Source organism: Amycolatopsis sp. NBC_01307 (genome assembly GCF_035975215.1).
In the GTDB taxonomy this organism is placed as follows: domain Bacteria; phylum Actinomycetota; class Actinomycetes; order Mycobacteriales; family Pseudonocardiaceae; genus Amycolatopsis.
The window spans coordinates 7,117,976-7,136,084 of sequence record NZ_CP108403.1 but is presented as its reverse complement, the minus strand read 5'-3'; the positions used below and the strand labels follow the sequence as shown (position 1 = coordinate 7,136,084).

At 70.9% G+C, this 18,109-nt stretch carries 22 protein-coding genes and 1 pseudogene; 10 read left to right on the top strand and 13 right to left on the bottom strand.

All coding sequences use genetic code 11. The features are described from left to right. Window positions 1-34: 34 nt before the first annotated feature. A complete protein-coding gene (locus tag OG439_RS30915) occupies window positions 35-922 on the bottom strand; it encodes a hypothetical protein (protein ID WP_247057462.1) in 888 nt (295 codons plus the stop codon). A 102-nt stretch (window positions 923-1,024) separates the two neighbouring features. Beyond that, window positions 1,025-2,047 (bottom strand): ribosome small subunit-dependent GTPase A, encoded by a 1,023-nt coding sequence (gene rsgA, locus OG439_RS30910; RefSeq protein WP_326944273.1) that lies wholly within the window; start codon window positions 2,045-2,047, stop codon window positions 1,025-1,027. Between the two features lie 114 nt (window positions 2,048-2,161). On the opposite strand from rsgA, the gene OG439_RS30905 reads away from it, so the two are divergent. Genes OG439_RS30905 through OG439_RS30895 form a run of 3 tightly spaced genes read left to right on the top strand, consistent with a single transcriptional unit; the run spans window position 2,162 to window position 4,326 of the window. Continuing rightward, on the top strand, window positions 2,162-2,920 hold the full coding sequence (locus OG439_RS30905) for an SOS response-associated peptidase (protein ID WP_326944272.1): 759 nt from the start codon (window positions 2,162-2,164) through the stop codon (window positions 2,918-2,920). Further along, window positions 2,917-3,525, top strand: coding sequence for an alpha/beta hydrolase family protein (locus OG439_RS30900; protein WP_247057457.1), 609 nt, complete (start codon window positions 2,917-2,919; stop codon window positions 3,523-3,525). Before OG439_RS30905 ends, OG439_RS30900 begins: the two co-directional genes overlap by 4 nt. Window positions 3,526-3,570: 45 nt before the next feature. Beyond that, on the top strand, window positions 3,571-4,326 hold the full coding sequence (locus OG439_RS30895) for an aminoglycoside phosphotransferase family protein (protein WP_326944271.1): 756 nt from the start codon (window positions 3,571-3,573) through the stop codon (window positions 4,324-4,326). A gap of 176 nt (window positions 4,327-4,502) precedes the next feature. On the opposite strand, the gene ybaK is transcribed toward OG439_RS30895, so the two are convergent. Then, a complete protein-coding gene (gene ybaK, locus OG439_RS30890; RefSeq protein WP_326944270.1) occupies window positions 4,503-4,979 on the bottom strand; it encodes a Cys-tRNA(Pro) deacylase in 477 nt (158 codons plus the stop codon). 194 nt (window positions 4,980-5,173) lie between these two features. Here ybaK and OG439_RS30885 point away from each other — a divergent pair, with 194 nt between their 5' ends. Beyond that, window positions 5,174-5,809 carry a sigma-70 family RNA polymerase sigma factor gene (locus tag OG439_RS30885; RefSeq protein WP_326944269.1) on the top strand — a complete coding sequence of 212 codons (636 nt, stop codon included), beginning with the start codon at window positions 5,174-5,176 and terminating at the stop codon, window positions 5,807-5,809. Continuing rightward, complete coding sequence (rsrA, locus tag OG439_RS30880; RefSeq protein ID WP_247057449.1) at window positions 5,806-6,126, top strand: mycothiol system anti-sigma-R factor; 321 nt, start codon at window positions 5,806-5,808, stop codon at window positions 6,124-6,126. Before OG439_RS30885 ends, rsrA begins: the two co-directional genes overlap by 4 nt. A 66-nt stretch (window positions 6,127-6,192) precedes the next feature. Here the strand turns inward: rsrA and OG439_RS50470 are convergent, their stop codons facing one another. Beyond that, entirely contained in the window at window positions 6,193-6,267 is a 75-nt protein-coding gene (locus OG439_RS50470) for a 50S ribosomal protein bL37 (RefSeq protein WP_371827656.1), read from the bottom strand. 139 nt (window positions 6,268-6,406) lie between these two features. Here OG439_RS50470 and OG439_RS30875 point away from each other — a divergent pair, with 139 nt between their 5' ends. Next, entirely contained in the window at window positions 6,407-6,619 is a 213-nt protein-coding gene (locus tag OG439_RS30875; protein WP_326944268.1) for a biotin/lipoyl-binding carrier protein, read from the top strand. Between the two features lie 2 nt (window positions 6,620-6,621). Beyond that, window positions 6,622-8,142 (top strand): sensor histidine kinase, encoded by a 1,521-nt coding sequence (locus OG439_RS30870; protein ID WP_247057445.1) that lies wholly within the window; start codon window positions 6,622-6,624, stop codon window positions 8,140-8,142. A 451-nt stretch (window positions 8,143-8,593) separates the two neighbouring features. Here OG439_RS30870 and OG439_RS30865 read toward each other — a convergent pair whose 3' ends face one another. Together OG439_RS30865 and OG439_RS30860 are read right to left on the bottom strand one after the other, a co-directional pair. Continuing rightward, window positions 8,594-8,848, bottom strand: coding sequence for a WhiB family transcriptional regulator (locus OG439_RS30865; RefSeq protein ID WP_247057443.1), 255 nt, complete (start codon window positions 8,846-8,848; stop codon window positions 8,594-8,596). A gap of 274 nt (window positions 8,849-9,122) precedes the next feature. Further along, entirely contained in the window at window positions 9,123-10,049 is a 927-nt protein-coding gene (locus OG439_RS30860; protein WP_326944267.1) for a diacylglycerol/lipid kinase family protein, read from the bottom strand. 338 nt (window positions 10,050-10,387) lie between these two features. On the opposite strand from OG439_RS30860, the gene OG439_RS30855 reads away from it, so the two are divergent. Beyond that, window positions 10,388-10,858 (top strand): hypothetical protein, encoded by a 471-nt coding sequence (locus tag OG439_RS30855; protein WP_326944266.1) that lies wholly within the window; start codon window positions 10,388-10,390, stop codon window positions 10,856-10,858. A 142-nt stretch (window positions 10,859-11,000) separates the two neighbouring features. Here OG439_RS30855 and OG439_RS30850 read toward each other — a convergent pair whose 3' ends face one another. Further along, complete coding sequence (locus OG439_RS30850; RefSeq protein WP_326944265.1) at window positions 11,001-11,483, bottom strand: GNAT family N-acetyltransferase; 483 nt, start codon at window positions 11,481-11,483, stop codon at window positions 11,001-11,003. Window position 11,484: 1 nt separating this feature from the next. Then, entirely contained in the window at window positions 11,485-12,075 is a 591-nt protein-coding gene (locus OG439_RS30845) for an acid phosphatase (protein WP_326944264.1), read from the bottom strand. Window positions 12,076-12,154: 79 nt separating this feature from the next. Between OG439_RS30845 and OG439_RS30840 the strand changes: the two are divergent. Continuing rightward, window positions 12,155-12,622: pseudogene (locus OG439_RS30840) on the top strand (hotdog fold domain-containing protein); the annotation flags it as partial. A 19-nt stretch (window positions 12,623-12,641) separates the two neighbouring features. On the opposite strand, the gene OG439_RS30835 reads toward OG439_RS30840, so the two are convergent. The 4 genes from OG439_RS30835 to OG439_RS30820 all read right to left on the bottom strand — a co-directional run bounded on the left by OG439_RS30835 (window position 12,642) and on the right by OG439_RS30820 (window position 14,969). After that, a complete protein-coding gene (locus OG439_RS30835) occupies window positions 12,642-13,319 on the bottom strand; it encodes a hypothetical protein (protein ID WP_326944263.1) in 678 nt (225 codons plus the stop codon). Window positions 13,320-13,407: 88 nt separating this feature from the next. Then, the gene (locus OG439_RS30830; RefSeq protein ID WP_247057428.1) at window positions 13,408-13,842 is read right to left on the bottom strand and encodes a MarR family winged helix-turn-helix transcriptional regulator; all 435 of its coding nucleotides are present in this window, start codon (window positions 13,840-13,842) and stop codon (window positions 13,408-13,410) included. Then, a complete protein-coding gene (locus tag OG439_RS30825) occupies window positions 13,839-14,297 on the bottom strand; it encodes an SRPBCC family protein (RefSeq protein WP_326944262.1) in 459 nt (152 codons plus the stop codon). Before OG439_RS30825 ends, OG439_RS30830 begins: the two co-directional genes overlap by 4 nt. 66 nt (window positions 14,298-14,363) lie before the next feature. Beyond that, entirely contained in the window at window positions 14,364-14,969 is a 606-nt protein-coding gene (locus tag OG439_RS30820; RefSeq protein WP_326944261.1) for a dTDP-4-dehydrorhamnose 3,5-epimerase family protein, read from the bottom strand. 372 nt (window positions 14,970-15,341) lie between these two features. Here OG439_RS30820 and OG439_RS30815 point away from each other — a divergent pair, with 372 nt between their 5' ends. Next, the gene (locus OG439_RS30815) at window positions 15,342-16,523 is read left to right on the top strand and encodes an NAD(P)-dependent malic enzyme (protein ID WP_326944260.1); all 1,182 of its coding nucleotides are present in this window, start codon (window positions 15,342-15,344) and stop codon (window positions 16,521-16,523) included. Window positions 16,524-16,575: 52 nt separating this feature from the next. Here the strand turns inward: OG439_RS30815 and OG439_RS30810 are convergent, their stop codons facing one another. Further along, the gene (locus OG439_RS30810) at window positions 16,576-17,988 is read right to left on the bottom strand and encodes a bis-aminopropyl spermidine synthase family protein (RefSeq protein WP_326944259.1); all 1,413 of its coding nucleotides are present in this window, start codon (window positions 17,986-17,988) and stop codon (window positions 16,576-16,578) included. Between the last annotated feature and the right edge of the window lie 121 nt (window positions 17,989-18,109).

Genomic DNA, 18,109 nt, shown 5'->3' with positions numbered 1-18,109 from the left:
TTCGGGGGAGCCGCTGGTCACGCACGGTCGCTGGTCAGCGGCCGCCCTTGAGCAGCTCGCCGAGGTCGGCCACCTGGTCCGCGGGCGGGGCCGCGACGTCGACCTGGGTGCCCCAGTCGGTGTACTTCATCGTGAACTTCGAGCCGTCCGCGCTGGGCACGCCCATGGCCTGCATCAGCGGGCCCTGGTCCATCGTGACCTGCACCGGCAGGTTGTCCTTGTCCAGCCAGAACTCGGCCGGGATCTTGACGTCCTTGCCCTTGAGCGACTCCGCGACCTTCGCGCGGCTCGCCTCCGGCATCGACTTCGTGAACTCGTCGATGGACTTGGCGACGTCCATCTCGACGACGTAGTGGTTGACCTTCTGGCCGTTCAGCTCGGTCTGGTCCGACGAGACGATCCGGCCGGTCTTCGAGACCTGGTCGAGGATCTTGCTCGGGTCGCTCTGCTCGGCGGACTGCGAGCTGCTGCCCAGCATCTGCGAGAACGGGTCGTCGCCGCCCGGCGCGAACTTGATCCACTCCTTGCCCGCACCGAGCTGCTTGGCCTGCTCGGCCGGCATCTTGATGTAGAACGCGCCGTCGACGATCCGGATCTCGCTCTGCTGACCGGCGGCGTTGGACGTCATCGACATCTTGGTGTTCGCGCCGTCGAAGCTCATCGCACCCGAGGCGGTCATCGACTGGCCGCCGACCGAGCTCTCCATGGTGAACTTCGCGGACTTCGACTTCTCGGTGCCCTGCTTGGACGCCGAAGCGAGCTGGATGGCGTCGGTGAACGGCGACGCGAGGCCGCTGCCGCCATCGGCCTGGGACTGGTTGCTGCCCGCGGCGGCCGGCTCGGCGGTGCCGGAGTTGCCACTGCACGCCGTCAGCGTGAGCACCAGCGCGGCGCCCGCGGCGACCAGGGTGGTCTTGCGCATCGAAATCCCCTCAGGAGTTGGATCTTCCGCTCGGCATATCGCCTGATCGGGTGATTGGTTACCGATGTGACGATGACGGTGCGGAGCCGGTTCCCGGTTGTCTCAGGATTCCGTGGGGCGGGTCACATCGAGGCCGCCGCGCGAGGCCAGCAGGCGCCGCAGGGACGCGAGCCGGTCGGCTCCCGCCTGGCCGTCGGTGACGACGTCGTCGAGCGCGCAGTCCGGGTCCTCCGGCGGCCCGAGGTGCCCGCAGCCCGACGGGCACTCCTCGGCGGCCGCGGCGAACTCCTCGAAGGCGTCGACGATGTCGTCCGCGGTCACGTGGGCCAGCCCGAACGAGCGGACGCCCGGGGTGTCGATCACCCAGCCGCCGTCCGGCAGCGGCAGCGCCACCGCGGCGACGGACGTGTGCCGCCCCTTGCCGACCCCGCTCACCACGCCGACGGCCAGGTCGGCGTCCGGCACCAGGCGGTTGACCAGGGTGGACTTGCCGACGCCGGAGTGCCCGACCAGGGCCGTCACGCGGTCCTTGAGCATCTCGGCGAGGCCTTCGGGCGTTTCGTCGTGCCGGGAGACGATCGCCGGGATGTCGAGGCCCGCGTAGCTCGCGAGGAGCTCGTCCGGGCTGGCGAGGTCGGCCTTCGTCAGGCACAGCACCGGCTCGACGCCGCCCGCGTAGCAGGCGACGATGCAGCGGTCGATGAACCCGCTGCGCGGCGGCGGGTCGGCGAGCGCGGTGACGATCAGCAGCCGTTCGGCGTTCGCGACGACCAGCCGCTCGAACGGGTCGGTGTCGTCGGCCGTGCGCAGCAGGGAGCTGCTGCGCGCGTCGACGCGGATGATGCGCGCGAGGGTGTCCGGCTTGCCGGAGACGTCGCCGACCACTCCGACCCGGTCGCCGACCACCACCGGCGTGCGGCCCATCTCCCGGGCGCGCATCGTGGTGATCACCCGGCCGGGGTCGGCGTCGATCGCGCAGGTCCAGCGGCCGCGGTCCTTGCCGATGACCATCGCGGAGACGGCGTCGGCGTGCTCGGGACGGCGCTTGCTGCGGGGGCGGGTGCCCTTGCCTGGGCGGACGCGGACGTCGGACTCGTCCAGCTTGCTCCAGTCGTTGCTCGCCAAACCGTCCGCCTTCCTGTGCACCGGTGCCCCGAATGATCCCATGCCGCTCGCCAGGGCCCTGGCCTGCGTGTAACGATGGCGTCCCGGACGCTCGAAGCACGAGGGAGGTCGGCCATGTGCGGCCGTTACGCCGCCACGAAGGACCCGGCGAAGCTGATCGAGGAGTTCGAGGCGATCGACCTCACCGAAGGGCGGGTGCGGACCGACCACAACGTGGCGCCGACGAAGAACGTCGTCACCGTCGTGCAGCGGCACCCGCGTGACGACGAGGGCCAGGTCCTCGAGGACGAGCCCGCCGAGCGCTCGCTGCGGCTGATGAAGTGGGGCCTGGTGCCGTTCTGGGCCAAGGACCCGTCCGTCGGCTCGCGGATGATCAACACGCGCGCCGAGACGGCCGCTGAGAAGCCGGCGTTCCGCCGCGCGCTGGTGTCCCGCCGTTGCCTGGTGCCCGCCGACGGCTGGTTCGAGTGGCGCCGCGCAGGCAAGGAGAAGGAGCCGTTCTACATGACCGGCCCGAGCGACGCGTCACTCACGTTCGGCGGGATCTGGGAGAGCTGGCACCCGAAGGACGACGAGAACGCGGCGCCGCTGATCACGTTCTCGATCATCACGACCGACGCCGCCGGGCAGCTCACCGACGTCCACCACCGGATGCCGCTGATCGTGCCCCAGTCCCATTGGGACGGCTGGCTGGACCCGGACCGCGACGACGTCACCGACCTGCTGGTGCCCACGCCCGACGACATCGTCGCGTCGCTGGAGCTGCGGCCGGTGTCGAGCCTGGTCAACAACGTCCGCAACAACGGACCCGAGCTGCTCGACCGCGTCGACCCGCAGCACGAAGCCGCCCTCTTCGACGCGCCGAAGTCATGACGGCCCTGCCGATCGAGACCGCGCACGGCCCGGCCCGGGTCTACCTGCACTGCGCCGAGGAAGGCGTGGCGGTGCTGATGCTGGGCCACGGCGCGGGCGGCGGCATCGGCGCGAAGGACCTGGTGGCGGTGACGCGCGCGGCGACGGCGGCCGGGGTGCACGTGGCGCTGGTCGAGCAGCCGTACAAGGTGGCGGGCCGCCGCGCGCCGGCCCCGGCGAACCAGCTGGACGCGGCGTGGCTGACGATCGCCGACGAGCTGTCGGAGCGTTTCGACGGCCTCCCGTTCGTCTTCGGCGGCCGGTCGTCGGGAGCCCGGGTGGCCTGCCGGACGGCGTCGGCCGGCCAGGCCGTGGCGGTGCTGTGCCTGGCGTTCCCCGAGCACCCGCCGGGCAAGCCGGAGAAGACCCGCCAGCCGGAGTTCGACGCGGTGGAGGTCCCGACGCTGGTGATCCAGGGGGAGCGCGACCCGTTCGGCCGCCCGAAGCCGGGGCCGCACCAGGAGCTGGTCCTGGTGGACGGCGACCACAGCCTGGGCAAGGACCTGGAGAAGGTCTCCCGGGCGGCGACGGAGTGGCTGTCGCGGGTGCTGCGCCCGCTGGCCTGAAACCCGGTCGCGGACGTCCGGCGCGTTCGCTAGCGTCGCCTCCTCGTGGAGGAGATTCCGCTGACCGGCGGGAACATGAACGCCGGCGTCGTCCGGGTGGGGAACACCGTGCGGCGGCCCGCGGGTCCGTGGACGCCTGCGGTGCACGCACTGCTCGCACACCTGCGCGCGGCCGGCTTCTCCGGCGCGCCCCGGCCGCTGGGCCTGGACGAGCACGGCCGCGAGGTGCTCGAGTTCATCCCGGGCGACGTGCCGTGGCCCGGCCGGATCGACCTGCTGGAACCGGACGCGGCGGTGGTCGCGGTGGGCCGCCTGGTCCGCGACTTCCACGACGCGGTCACCGGCTTCGTCCCGCCCGCCGGGGCGTCGTGGCAGGTGCTCATCCCCGCCGACGGAGCCGAGATCATCGCCCACCACGACCTCGCGCCGTGGAACCTGGTGGCCGGCCCACGCTGGGCCTTCATCGACTGGGACACCGCGGCGCCCGGCACCCGGCTGTGGGACCTCGCGTACACCGCGCAGACCTTCGCCCTGCTACCCGAAAGCGTGACGTCGACCCAGGCCGCGCGCTTGCGGCTGCTGGTCGACGCCTACGGCCTGGACGAGCGGCAACGCCGCGAACTGCTCCGGCTGCTGGCCCCGCGCACGCGGTCGATGCACGACTTCCTGGCGGCGCAGGCGTTGGTCGGGAACGAGCCTTGGACGAAGCTCTGGAACGAAGGCCACGGCGAGGCGTGGCAGGACCAAGCCGACCACCTCGAACGGCACCACGAAAGCTGGGAGCGCGCGCTGCTCACCTGAAGCCGGGTCTGCGCTGGCTCACGCGACCCGCCGCCGAGTTGTCCACATTGCTCTCGGTTATCCACAGATTTGCCGCCGAGCCTTTTCGGACGCCGAATCCCGATACGCTGGACAGGGGACGCCCCCCGGGACGGGTGGGGGCTGTCCGGAGGCCGAGGTGACCGCATTTGTGCAGGTCAGGCCGCGATCGGGGCCACCACCGCGCCGGTCAGCCGGATCAGCTCACCGGGCGCCAGCTCCACTTCCAGCCCTCGTCGCCCCGCCGAGCAGAAGACCGTCTCGAACTTCTCCGCCGAGGCGTCGATCACCACCGGCAGCCGGCTTCGGTGCCCCAACGGTGAGATCCCGCCCAGCACGTACCCCGTCGCCCGCTGAGCGGCCGCCGGGTCCGCCATCTTCGCCTTCTTGCCGCCCGCCGCGGCCGCGAGGCCCTTCAGGTCCAGCTGGCCGGTGACCGGGACCACGCCCACCGTCAGCTTGCCGTCGACCTCCGCCACCAGGGTCTTGAACACCCGGGCGCGGTCCAGGCCGAGGGCCTCCACCGCCTCCAGTCCGTACGACTCGGCACGCGGGTCGTGGTCGTACGCGTGCAGCGTGTGCGCCACCTTCTGCTTCGTCAGGAGCGCGGTCGCCGGGGTGCCCTTGCCAGCCATGGCACGGAAGTCTAGGGAATGCCCGGGTAGTCCGATCGGTTGTACCGGACGTGACCACAACCCTCGCCACCACACGCTCTCGCAGCAGCCGCCGCCCTGAGGCACCGGCGACCCGCGGTGTGCCCGGCCCCCGCGTAAACTCGACGTCGCCGTATGCGTACACGCGCATCGACGCCGAGCGGGAAGGGAACGGTTTGCCGAGCACGCAGAACTCAGCGCCGGAAGAAGCGACCGAAGCCGAGCGCGCCGAGCGCTTCGAACGGGACGCCATGCCCCTGCTCGACCAGCTGTACTCGGCCGCGATGCGGATGACCCGCAACCCCGCCGACGCCGAGGACCTGGTCCAGGAGACCTACCTGAAGGCGTACGCCGCCTTCGCGTCGTTCAAGGCCGGCACGAACCTCAAGGCCTGGATGTACCGCATCCTGACGAACACCTACATCAACGGCTACCGCAAGCGGCAGCGGCAGCCGGTGCAGCAGCCCACCGAGGAGATCACGGACTGGCAGATCGCCAAGGCCGAGGCCCACACCTCGAGCGGGCTGCGGTCGGCCGAGGTCGAGGCGATGGACAATCTCCCCGACACCGACGTGAAGGCCGCCCTGCAGAAGCTGCCCGAGGAGTTCCGGCTGGCCGTCTACCTGGCCGACGTCGAGGGCTTCGCCTACAAGGAGATCGCCGAGATCATGGAAACGCCCATCGGCACCGTGATGTCCCGCCTGCACCGCGGGCGCGCCCAGCTGCGTGACCTGCTCGCCGACGTCGCGCGCGAGCGCGGGTTCATCCGCGGCACCAAGGAAGGCGCCAAGGAAGAGGTGGCCGGGCGATGAACGACATGTGCGAGGGCGCGTCCGACAAGGTCCGCTGCGAAGAGGCGCTCGCCGACATCTACCTGCTCCTCGACCGGGAGTGCAGCGCCGAACGTGACGCCGCCCTGCGGCACCACATCGAGGACTGCCCGCCGTGCCTCGAGGAGTACGGCATCGACGAGCACATCAAGCAGCTGCTGGCCCGCAAGTGCGGTGGCGACCACGCCCCCGCCGAGCTCAAGAGCCGGCTGCGCGCGTCGATCCGCCAGACCGTCGCCACGCGCGGCGGCGTGACGGTCGAGCGCACCGAGATCAGCATCGAGCAGCGCTCCGAGTAATAGCGCCCGAGCACGACGAAGGCCCCCGCGCAGGAGTGCGGGGGCCTTTGCGGTGTCGACGCCGGTTCAGGAGTTGGGCTTACCGCCGTGGTTCGCGCTGTTCTTCTTCCGGCTGCGACGCTTGCGGGCGCGCTTCGACATGTTTACTCCTCGTCGTCAAAAAGTGGCCACGGCCGCGGCGCTGGCGCCTGCCGGGCTGGGGGCAACCACTCAAGTGTGTCATGACGTCCCGTTCTGGTTGGATGGGGCTGGTCCGGGTGCCGCGCGAGGAGGGGTGTCGATGGCCGAGATCAGGGCCGAGATGGTCGGCACCGTGCTCCAGGTCGTCGCGGAGCCGGGCGCATCGCTGAACGCGGGTGACACCGTGCTGATCCTGGAGTCGATGAAGATGGAGCTGCCGGCCGTGAGCGAAAAGGCGGGCACGCTGACCAGCCTCGCCGTGGCGAAGGGTGACCGCGTCCAGCAGGGCGACGTCCTCGGGACGGTCGAGTAACCGTGTCGACGCTCGCCGAACTGCTCGCCGACAACACCGGCCTCCCCGGGGAGGCCGCGGACCACCTCCAGACCGTCGTCGCCGAGTGGCAGCTGCTGGCCGACCTGTCCTTCGCCGACTTCCTGCTCTGGGTCCCGGTCAGCGAGGAGTTGCAGCCCGACGGCGGCGACTTCGTGTGCGTCGCGCACGCGCGCCCCACGACGGCGCCGACCGCGCACCCCGAGGACGTCGTCGGCACGCGGTTCACGGTCCAGGAGCACCCGCAGCTGGCGAAGGCCATGCGTGACGTGCGGATCTGCCGCGAAGAGGACCCGCACTGGTACCGCGACCTGCCGATGCGGCGGGAGGCGATCCCGGTGACGTTCGCCGGCACCGTCGTCGCCGTGCTGAGCCGCGAGACGAACCTGGCCGCGCCGCGGGTGCCTTCGCCGCTGGAGATCGCCTACCTGGGCAGCGCCGGCGACCTGTGCCAGATGATCGTCGACGGCACGTTCCCGCCGAGCGGTACGAACGCGACCGACACGCACACGTCGCCGCGGGTGGGCGACGGGCTGATCCGCCTCGACTCGAGCGGCACGGTCGTGTTCGCCAGCCCGAACGGCCTGTCCGCGTACCACCGGATGGGCCACGAGTCCGACTTGGTCGGCACGCGCCTGGCGCCGTTGACGCGGTCGCTGATCCGCGACCCGTTCGACGCGACCGAGGTGTCGCACCGGATCATCGAAGCGCTCGATGGTAAGCCGTCGAGCCGCACCGAGGCCGATTCGCGGCGCGGCGCCGTGGTGCTGTTCCGCGCGTTGCCGCTGCGACCGGCCGGGCAGGCGGCGGGCGCGCTGGTGCTCGTCCGCGACGTCACCGAGGTGAAACGGCGTGACCGCGCGTTGCTGTCGAAGGACGCGACGATCCGCGAGATCCACCACCGGGTGAAGAACAACCTGCAGACGGTGGCGGCGCTGCTGCGCCTGCAGTCCCGGCGGACGTCGTCGGAGGAGGCGCGGCTCGCGCTGGCCGAGTCGGTGCGCCGGGTGACGTCGATCGCGCTGGTGCACGAGGCGCTGTCCATCTCGGTCGACGAGCGCGTCGACCTCGACAAGCTGCTCGACAACGTGCTGCCGATGGTCGGCGAGGTCGCGACGGCGGAGTCGCAGGTCGGGCTGTCGCGCAAGGGCTCGTTCGGGGTCGTGGTCGCGGAGATCGCGACGCCGCTGGTGATGGTGCTGGCCGAGCTGGTGCAGAACGCGATCGAGCACGCCTTCCCGGCCGGCCGGTCGGGCAAGGTCGAGCTGATCGTGGAGCGCTCGGCACGCTGGCTGGACGTCGTCATCCGCGACAACGGCCGCGGTCTGCCCGCGGGCTTTTCGCTGGAGCGGTCCGACGGCCTGGGCCTGCAGATCGTCCGCACCCTGGTGGAGTCGGAGCTGCGCGGTTCGCTGTCGCTGCGGAAGGTGCGCACGGAGGAGGCGGCGACCCGGGTGACCGGGACGGAAGCCGCGTTGCGGATCCCGCTTTCCCGCCGGCTCTGAATCACACCTGGTTGCTTTGAATCAATCGCTTGAATTGACCTTGCCGCTCGATCGGGTGGGTTTCGCGATGATCAACACCGGGCATTTCCCGTCAACGGCGTGATTCCGGGCGTTTCTGGCGTGATCGGGTGCGGATCTCGCGTGATTGACGGCGTAACTCACGTGATTGGGCAGGCGTCACGCGTGATTGGAAGGGCGTCACGCGTGATTGGGGGGACGACACGATGAAGGCCCGGCACCTGGGTGCAGGTGCCGGGCCGTTCAGCGTCTCGCGGGAGGACTTGAAGTCCTGGTGAGGTTTCACCGCACCCGTTGCCGGGTGGTTTCACCCCACTTGTTAAGCTGGAGCCGGGTAGGTATCACCACAGAAGGCCTGGACACGACAGTGTCAGCCCGGGTGAATTTCCCTGGTGGCTCGGGTGTAGCTTGTGCGATGTAGCCAGATGAAGAGTCAGGCGTTGGTACGCGTGCCGATGTGCGTGCGGCGGCGCTTGACTGCGCGTCGCTCGTCCTCGCTCATGCCGCCCCACACGCCGGCGTCCTGGCCGCTGGCCAGAGCCCAGGCCAAGCAGTCGGAGGCGACGGTGCAACGGTGGCACACGGCCTTGGCCTGACTAACCTGCGACAGAGCAGGACCGCTGGTTCCCACCGGGAAGAACAGCTCGGGGTCCTCGTCTCGGCAGGCCGCGTCGTGGCGCCAGTCCATGTTCGTGAGCTCCTTCATATGGCGCGGGAGGGCCGCGCCACAGTCGTCAATGGCGGTCGTCTTTTTGGGTGCTTGTGAATGCTTTCACGAAGCACCGCGTTGGACAAGTGTTTCTTGAAGATCGGTGAGTCAGCTCACCCGGCCGAGCGACACGTCTGACCTGCGGTTTCTCTCCGACACGGCCGCTCGAAGGGAAGGCTGATGCGGTGAGTGGAGCTTCTGCGTCGACGAACGGCAGATTGCACTTTGCCGCAGGCGATCAGCTGTCCCGTCGTCACACGATTACTGTGAGTGCATCCGGGACGCTGAAGAACTCGACCCGGGCCCTCTGGCCGACGAGGTCGCCGTCCACCTGGAAGTTTACCGGTTCAGCAGCGTCGATGCGGATCATCGGCAGGTCGTCGTGACGCACGAGACGCTTGCCCTTTTGGTTGCTCTTCGTAGCTAAAGCGCGCCGTACATGCTTGAACACCGTGGGCAACCCCAGACCGTTCAACGCGAACAGACCCAATCCCGTCTCGAACGAGCAACCCGGGTTGAGGTGGATCGGACGCTCGCCCAGGTAGCTCCACGGATCGGTGTTCGACACGAAAGCGGTCAGCGCTTCGGCGGGTTCCTCACCCGGGACGCGGATCGTCAGGGCCGGACGGCCCAGCGGCGGCCGGAAGTAGGAGCGGACGGCGGCCCGTAAGTAGAGCCCGGCCGTCGTCTGCTTGCCCCGGCGCTTCGCGACGCGGCCGACGACGTCGGCGTCCCAGCCGAGGCCGGCGTTGAAGGTGAACCAGTGCCCGTCGGCCAGGCCGAGCCCGACCCGGCGTGAGCGGTCGTTCTCCAGCGCGTTGAGCAGCTGGTGGGTGGCCTCGACGGGATCGGCCGAGATGCCGAGGGCGCGCGCGAACACGTTGGCCGAACCGCCGGGGACGACGCCCAGCGCGGGCACCCGCCCGATCTGCGACGGATCGCCGTCGGCGTCGGCGAGCAGGCCGTTGACGACCTCGTTCACCGTGCCGTCGCCGCCGTGCGCCACGACGAGGTCGATGCCGTCCCGTGCGGCCGAGCGCGCGACGGCCATCGCGTGGCCGCGGTAGTCCGTCTCGACGACGTCAAGCTTGACCTGGCTGGCGAGCGCGTGGGCCAGGACGTCCCGGCCACCGGCGGTGGTCGAGGTGGCCTGGGGGTTCACGATGAGGATTGCGCGCACCACCGCAGGGTAGGTGACGCCTGCCGCCCCCGAGAACCTCTCGGCGGCGCAAGGTGACCGGAAGCACCGGTCCGGCAACGCTCCGAACAGCACCTGTGACCCTGTGCCGGGCGGCCCTCCTTCGCGTGACGAGTTGTCCGCTCGTCGTGACAAGTGCACCCGGGCCGACCGCCCGCTCATCGACGACACCTGAATTTTCGACGCCCGGGCGGTCCCGCGAAAACGGCCGTCCGGGTGGCATACGATCCAATCAGCTCACGCACGGTTACTCGCCCTGGTCGAGTCTGCTGTGCTCCCGCAAAGCACTCGGCCAGCACCCCCCCCGGAAGGTCCCCGCTGTGAAGCTCTCGCCCGCTCCCCGTGAGGTCCGGCTGGCCGGCGTGGTCACCGGGGTGCCGTCGCTGGCCCTGCTGGTGTTCGGGGTGATCGTGCTGGTGAACGGCCTGGGCACGCCGGCGCGGCCGGGCAACAACGTCTACGTCGAGGCCGGCACGTTCATCGTCGTGGCGCTGGCGTTCCTGGCCGCGTCCGCCGGGCTGGTCCTCGGCCAGACCTGGGCGCGCTCGCCGGGTGTGGTGATCGCGCTGATCGTGGTCGGCCTGGGCTGGTACCTGCTGGGCCCGTCGGGCGAACCGGTGTGGGGCGTCCCGATCGCGCTGTTCGGCATCGTCACGCTGGTGCTGCTGTTCCGCCGCCCGTCCCGCGAGTGGGCCCTGGGCCTGCGCGAGGGTGAGTCCGAGACGGAGGCCGCCGAGCGCGGCGGCCTGGCCGGACGCCGAGCAGAGCGCGAAGGCCAGGACGAGGACTGACACCGCAACTCGCGTGATCAGCCCCGCCACTCACGTGACTGAGCCCGCAACTCACGTGATTGGGGCCGGAACTCGCGAGTTACGGCTCTGATCACGCTGGATCCGGCTTAGGTCACGTGGGATCCGGCGCTGATCACATGGGTTACGCCTGGGCGGCCAGCGCTCGGAGGGGTTCGTCGGCCAGGCGGTCGACCGTCCACTCGTCCATCGGGACCGCGCCCAGGGCCTTGTAGAACTCCGTCGCCGGGTTCCAGTCGAGGACCGACCACTCCAGCCGGCCGTAGCCGTTCGTGACGCACTCCGCCGCGAGCGTCGCCAGGAGCGCTTTGCCCAGGCCCGAGCCGCGGTGGTCCGGGAGGACGAACAGGTCCTCCAGGTAGATGCCGTGCACGCCGCGCCAGGTCGAGAAGTTCAGGAACCAGAGCGCGAAGCCGACGATCTCGCCGTCCACTTCGGCCACGTGCCCGAACAGCTTCGGCGCCTCGCCGAACAGCGCCGCGTGCAGCTGGTCCGTCGTCAGGTGGCACTCGTCCGGGGCGCGTTCGTACTCCGCGAGGGCGTAGACCAGCCCGACGGCGGCCTCGACGTCGTCGGGCCGGATGCGGCGGATGCGGTCGTCGGGCACGTCAGTCCTCCAGCGAGGGGGGCAGGTTGAGGTGTTCGATCTGGGGTTCGCCGCGCTCGTCGCCGAGCACCGCGATGCCGGCCGCGTCCAGTCCGAAGTGGACGCCGGACGTCGCGGGCAGGCCGATCCAGCGGGCCACCAGCACCCGGCTGAAGTGCCCGTGGCCGACCAGGATCACGTCGCCGGCCTCGGTGTCACGGCGGGCGCGCTCGAGCACCTTGTCCGCGCGGGCGCTGACCTCGTCCGCGCTTTCGCCGCCGAGGACCGGGTGCGTCCACACCGTCCAGCCCGGCACGGTCTCGCGGATCTGGGGCGTCGTGATGCCCTCGTAGTCGCCGTAGTCCCACTCGGAGAGGTCCTCGGTGACCTCGTCGACGCGCAGGCCGGCCAGCGCGGCCGTGCGCAGCGCACGCTTGCGCGGGCTCGACAGCACCAGCGACGGCCCGCCGAGCAGGCTCCGGAGCGTGCCGCCGGCCGCGAGGGCCTGGCCTTCGCCCGCCGAGGTCAGGGGGATGTCCGTGCGTCCGGTGTGCCGCCCGTCGACCGACCATTCGGTCTGGCCGTGGCGGAGGAGGAACAGCCGATTTGCCACGCGCCGACTATAGGCGGCCGGTTGCGGCCCGGCCGGGCGCCTGCTTAGCTACTGGCCAGTAGGCAAGCAAGGGAGACGCATGGCCGAGACGCCGACGTTCGCGCTGTGGCACAAGCTGGCCGCCAAACCCGGCGGGAAGCAGCTGTTCAGCGCCGCGATGTGCCTGCGCGTGCCCTACTTCGGCACGGTGCTGCCCTCGGTGCGCGAGCTGCGTCCGGGGCACTGTGAGGTGAGTGCCCCGAAGTGGTGGGGTGTTCACAACCACATCCGCACGTTCCACGCGATCGCGGCCTGCAACCTCGCCGAGATCGCGATGGGCATGCTCGCGGAGGCGACCGTCCCCGCGACGCACCGCTGGCTGCCGAAGGGCATGGACGTCCAGTACGTCGCGAAGGCCGAGACGGGCCTGCGCGCGGTGGCGTCGCTGCCCGCGCTGCCGGAGTTCGGCGACGAGGGCTTCGAGCTCCCGGTCCCGGTGACCATTTCCGACGCGCGTGGCAAGCCGGTGGTCACCGGGACGATCACCATCTGGGTGACCCCGAAGAAGCCCGCGGCCGCGGCAGGGCTCAGAGCGGCTTGTACTGCACGTACGACGTCTGCTCGAACGTGTTCTCGCCGGACGGCGACGGGAGGTCGAGGCGCCGGTCGACGAGCTTGCCGAGCGGGCCGCAGCCTTGCGTCGCCGGCAGCGCCAGATCCGGGTCGATGACACCGCGGTAGGCCGTCACCGGGTTCTGGGAAATCACCTTGGGCGGGACCGCCGGGTCGTCGTGGACGACCGTGTGCAACGGCTTCGCCGCGGTGCCGATGCTGCAGTCGTTGCCCAGCAACGGGTTCCGCAGCACCGCGTAGATGTCCAGCTCGCCGCGGCGCTCGTCGTTGCTCTGGAAGTCCGAGAAACCGCCGTAGCGCAGCTGGATCGTCGTGCCGGGCAGGCCGGGGACGCGGGTCGGAGCGTGCCTCAGCGCGCCGAACGCCTGGGCGTACTGGCCGTCGATCCGGCCTTCGCTGAACGTCAGCCGCACCTCACCGAGCGGGATCTCGTAGCCGTCGATGGTCAGTTTTCCTTGGGAGACAAAGGCTTCACAGCGCCACGTGCCGGGGTCGGCGGTCGCGGGCGGGGCCGGGCAGTCGGTGAAGTCGAACGTCGGCAGCTCGTCGGCGCGTGCCGGTGAGGCGAACGCGAGAGTGGACCCCAGTGCGGCCACGGCGACCCCGGTCGCGGCCAGTGCGAGAAGTTTCATGGGAGCCAGCCTGGCGAGGACGGCCGAGGAGGACATCCGGGATCGCCCCCAGGGGATGTCCCGAAATTTCGCTCGATCGAGTGCGTCCTCACGGACTGAGTTTTGCCAGTGAGTCGGTGAAATCGCTGTCGACGCCGTCGAAGAACGACGCGTCGGCGGCCTCGACGTCCTTCAGTGCCTTCGCGACCAGTTCGAGGCCCGGCGCGGTGATCCGGAGCCGCTTCGCGCGGGCGTCGGCCGGGTCGTCCGCACGCTCCATGAGCCCCCGCTCGGCGAGCTTGCGGACGACCTGGCTGGTCATCATCGTGTCGGTGCCGGCCTGCTCGGCCAGCTGCCGCTGGGTCGGTGGCTCACCCGAGCGGGTGAGCCACCACGTGGTGGTCAGCAGCACGAACTGGACGTGCGTGAGGTCGTGCGGGGCCAGCGCGGCCCGCATCGCCCGCTGCCAGGCCAGCGTCACGCGCCACAGCAGGAAGCCGGGGCTGCGCTCGGGGCCGGGCAGGCGGGACTCCGGGGCGGTCATGCCCGCGAGGATGCCGTGACGCGCGGGCCGGGGGCGTCGCCACCCGCGCCCCCGGAAGCCTCGGCCAGCCGGGCCAGCGCGCGCATCGCGTCGGAGGTGTCCTCGGTGACCTGCGGGCCCAGCTCGTCGGGGCCGTCGATGGTGACGCGGTAGGTGATCGCCGTGCCGCCGTCGACGTCGGTCAGGACGTGCTCGAACCGCAGCAGCGCGTCCGGCAGCCGCGTCTCGTCGGTGAAGCTCCGGCCGTCGGTGACCTCGGTCAGGGTGAACGGGATGGGCGGCAGGCCGTCCATCGTCATCGTGCCGCCGCTGCCGACGGCGAACGCACCGTCGAGGACCACCGACCGGACGGCGGTGTCCCACTCCGGCCAGCGGGCGGTGTCCGCCCAGAGCGGCCAGATCGCGGCGGCGGGGGCGGTGGACGTCTCGGTGTGCTCGTACTCGTAAAGTGCCATGCGAGCAGACTATATGCGCGCATACTAAATGCGCAAGGGGACCGCCGGACCCGGTCCGGGCGGCGGTCAGTGGGCCGAGCGCAGCTTGTCGTAGTAGGCGACGCAGTCGTCGTACGCCGGGAGCAGGCCTTGCTCCGCGGCCTCGGCCAGCGTCGGGGCGGCGCGGTCCTTGTCGGACAGGATGTGCGTGATGTCCGACGGCCACGGCAGGTCCAGCGCCGGGTCGAGCGGGTTGATCCCGTGTTCACCCGTCGGGTTGTACGGCTCGGAGCAGAGGTAGGCCATCGCGGTGTCGTCCTCGAGCGCGATGAAGCCGTGCCCGAGGCCCTCGGCGAGGTACGCGGCGTTGAACTTGCCGGCGTCGAGCCGGATGGCGTCCCACTTCCCGAAGGTGGGCGAGCCGACGCGCACGTCGACGACGACGTCGAGCAGCGACCCGCGGGCGCAGTAGACGTACTTCGCCTGGCCGGGCGGGGTCTCGGCGAAGTGGACACCGCGGATCGAGCCGCGCTTGGACACGCTGTGGTTGGACTGGCCGAGCCGCAGCCGGTGGCCGACGGCGGCGCGGAAGACGTCTTCCTGGAAGGGGGCGGTGAACAGGCCCCGGTCGTCGGGGAACGCCCGGGGGGTGAACTCGAAGGCGTCCGGGACGCTCAGCCGGCGGAATTGCATGGCGTCACCTTATCGGGCGCCAAGAAAACCGGACGGACGTCTTGGTATTTGGGGAAATACCAGGGAATGTGTGACGTGAGCCGCACCGAGGGGTCACCCGCGGCAAGGGTCCTGTCACAATGACGGGACCGCCGCGTCCGCGGCCATCGCCACACCCACGGCACAGATGGCCGACGAGACGCTTCGCCGACAGGCCGGCGCTACCGCGCTGGGCTGCCGTGCCGGAGGAGAAGCCCAGGTAGTGGGTGTGCCTTCGCCTGCTGCCCTGGTCCCCCCGCTCGCAGGCCCAGGAGAATCCGAGTGACCCACGTTCGAACCGCGAGTTCCGTCATTCCTACTGAGGGAAAGCCGGAAACGACGACAGGAAACCCCATGAACGACCCCACCGGCACTGTTGCGCCGGTCACCGACGAAGAGATCTTCACCGGGCACGAGGGCGGCAAGCTCTCGGTGGCGGCCACCCGCCCGATTTCCAGCCCGCGTGACCTTTCGATCGCCTACACCCCCGGTGTGGCGAAGGTGAGCCGCGCGATCGCGGAGGACGCCGCCAAGGCCAAGCGGTACACGTGGGCGGACCGGCTGGTCGTGGTGGTGAGCGACGGGACCGCGGTGCTCGGCCTCGGCGACATCGGCGCCAGCGCGTCCCTGCCGGTCATGGAGGGCAAGTCCGTGCTCTTCAAGACCTTCGGCGGCCTCGACTCGATCCCGCTGGTGCTGGACACCACCGACGTCGACGAAATCGTCGAAACCCTGGTCCGGCTGCGCCCGTCGTACGGCGCGGTCAACCTCGAGGACGTCTCCGCGCCGCGCTGCTTCGAGCTGGAGGACAAGCTCAAGGAGGCGCTCGACTGCCCGGTCATGCACGACGACCAGCACGGCACGGCGATCGTCACGCTGGCCGCGTTGCGCGGCGCGAACCTGGTGCTGGACCGGGCGATCGCCGACCAGCGCGTGGTCATCTCCGGCGCCGGCGCGGCCGGGGTGGCCTGCGCGCGGATCCTGCAGGAGGCCGGCATCGGCGACGTCACCGTGCTCGACTCGCGCGGCATCATCCACACCGGCCGCGACGGCCTGAACCCGGTCAAGGAGCAGCTGGCCTCGACGACCAACAAGGCCGGTCTCCGTGGTTCGCTCGCCGACGCCCTCGAAGGCGCCGACGTCTTCCTCGGCCTGTCCGGCGCGACGATCGACGAGACGCTGCTGGGCCGGATGGCGGGTGGCGGCATCGTGTTCGCACTGTCCAATCCGGACCCGGAGGTCCACCCGGACGTCGCGGCGCGCTACGCGTCGATCGTGGCCACCGGCCGCAGCGACTTCCCGAACCAGATCAACAACGTGCTGGCGTTCCCCGGCGTCTTCCGCGGCGCGCTGGACTCCGGCGCCCGGGCGATCACGGAGAACATGAAGCTGGCGGCCGCCGAGGCGATCGTCTCGGTCGCGATGGACGACCTGGGCCCGGACCGCATCGTCCCGAGCCCGCTCGACCCGCGCGTGGCCCCCGAGGTCGCGGCCGCGGTGGCGAAGGCCGCGGAAGCGGACGGCGTCACCGCCTGACAGTCACCGTCAAAAGCGGCACTTTCACGTGAAAGTGCCGCTTTTGGCGTGTTCAGAGACCCAGCAGAGCCGGCAAGCGGTGGCGGGGGACGTCGACCAGGCGCAGGTCCTGGAGGTCCGGCGGGACGTCCAGGGAGACGTTCGCCAGGCGGGCGTGGGCGCGGGTCAGCACCTCGCTCTGGTGCTCCACCGCGTCCGCGACGACCACGGCGTGCCGGTTGTCCGGCGTGCTCCGCAGGTACCGCAGGGTGTACTTGCCCGCTACCAGCGCCGCAAGCGCCGTCTGGGACGCCTGGTCCGCCAGGTCCGGGTGCGCGTTCGGCAGCAGCAGCGCGAGCCGGCGGGCGTTTGTGCCCAGGAGCGCCCGCAGCAGCCACGGGCCGGGGTCGGCCGAGAGGTCCATCGCGACCGCGTCGCCCTCGGGGCCGGAGATCGACCAGTCCACCGGGCGCGACTCGAACGAGAGCCCGCTCGCGACGGCGATCTCCTTCAGCTTCTCCAGCAGTGCCGGTTTCGTCCCGGCGGCCTCGACCGACTGCGGCCCGTGCGTGTAGATCGCCTTGCCGCTGCGGACTTTCCTGGCCTTCGCCGTCGGCTGGCAGACGTACAGGTCCGCCGCGCTGCCGATCGCCTGCGCGCCGAAGTAGCTGTTGAAGCCCGGCAGGATCGCCTCGAACGTCAGTCCGAGCGTGGCCAGCGAGCGCTGCACCTGCGCGCCCAGCGCCGGGTGCCGCGGGCTGTAGCCGTACGCGAACAGCAGCCGCCCCTCGCTCGGCTCCCGCAGCGCCTGCACCCCGCGCGCGGCGAACAGGCCCATCCCCTCCGGGGTGTACGGCGGGTCGCTGAACACCAGGTCGGCGCGCCCGGCCACGGCGGGCGGCAGGCCGACGCGCAGGTCCGCGTGCGCGGTCCTGATGTCCCCGGCGCCGCGGTCGTCCAGGTAGGCGAGGACGCGCTCGTCGAGGTCGACGACGGTCAGGTCCGCCGCCGGGCAGACCGCCCGCACGGCCAGCGACGTCAGGTCGTGGTCACCGAGGAACAGCAGGCGCGCGGACGCCAGGTCGTAGCGCGCGTCCAGCCACAGCGCGCGGCGCAGCACCGTCTCCGGCGTGGCCTGGACGTGGTCGAGCGCGGCCAGCGGCGCCGGCACCTCGGCCACCCACTCGGCGACCTTCGGCAGCAACTCGTGCGTGGCCACGGCTTCGTCGAGCGGGTCGGCGTAGCGGGGGACGCTGTACTGCAGGTACGACGCGGCGACGCCGGGAGACAGGCGCAGCCGGTCGCCGCTGCGGTCGAGGTCGTCGCCCAGCGCCGCGAGCACGTCCTCCACGCTGCGGCGCGGCGCGGTGCTCAGCCGGACCAGCTCACCGAGGTCGTGGTCGCCGGTGCGCAGCAGGTCGATGACGCGGTACAACGGGCGGACGCCGACGCCGTGGGCGGCGAGGACGTCGTCGAGTGCCTTCACGGGCCACGAGCTTAGGCGGTGTCCTGCGAGTCAAAGCTCGCGGTCTTCGCGCCCAGGCGGCCCCTGGCGGCACGGGCGGATCGCCCGAGTACAACCCCGGTACGAGGGCGCCCCGCCCGTG

Bases quoted from the DNA above. Each gene is read 5' to 3' on its own strand.
- ybaK (WP_326944270.1), bottom strand. From the start codon at position 4,979: ATGGCTGGCAAGGGCACCCCGGCGACCGCGCTCCTGACGAAGCAGAAG.
- OG439_RS30875 (WP_326944268.1), top strand. From the start codon at position 6,407: ATGGCCGAGATCAGGGCCGAGATGGTCGGCACCGTGCTCCAGGTCGTC.
- OG439_RS30820 (WP_326944261.1), bottom strand. From the start codon at position 14,969: ATGCAATTCCGCCGGCTGAGCGTCCCGGACGCCTTCGAGTTCACCCCC.
- OG439_RS30905 (WP_326944272.1), top strand. From the start codon at position 2,162: ATGTGCGGCCGTTACGCCGCCACGAAGGACCCGGCGAAGCTGATCGAG.
- OG439_RS30835 (WP_326944263.1), bottom strand. From the start codon at position 13,319: ATGAAACTTCTCGCACTGGCCGCGACCGGGGTCGCCGTGGCCGCACTG.
- OG439_RS30815 (WP_326944260.1), top strand. From the start codon at position 15,342: ATGAACGACCCCACCGGCACTGTTGCGCCGGTCACCGACGAAGAGATC.
- rsrA (WP_247057449.1), top strand. From the start codon at position 5,806: ATGAACGACATGTGCGAGGGCGCGTCCGACAAGGTCCGCTGCGAAGAG.
- OG439_RS30830 (WP_247057428.1), bottom strand. From the start codon at position 13,842: ATGACCGCCCCGGAGTCCCGCCTGCCCGGCCCCGAGCGCAGCCCCGGC.
- OG439_RS30915 (WP_247057462.1), bottom strand. From the start codon at position 922: ATGCGCAAGACCACCCTGGTCGCCGCGGGCGCCGCGCTGGTGCTCACG.
- OG439_RS30825 (WP_326944262.1), bottom strand. From the start codon at position 14,297: ATGGCACTTTACGAGTACGAGCACACCGAGACGTCCACCGCCCCCGCC.
- OG439_RS30900 (WP_247057457.1), top strand. From the start codon at position 2,917: ATGACGGCCCTGCCGATCGAGACCGCGCACGGCCCGGCCCGGGTCTAC.
- OG439_RS30865 (WP_247057443.1), bottom strand. From the start codon at position 8,848: ATGGACTGGCGCCACGACGCGGCCTGCCGAGACGAGGACCCCGAGCTG.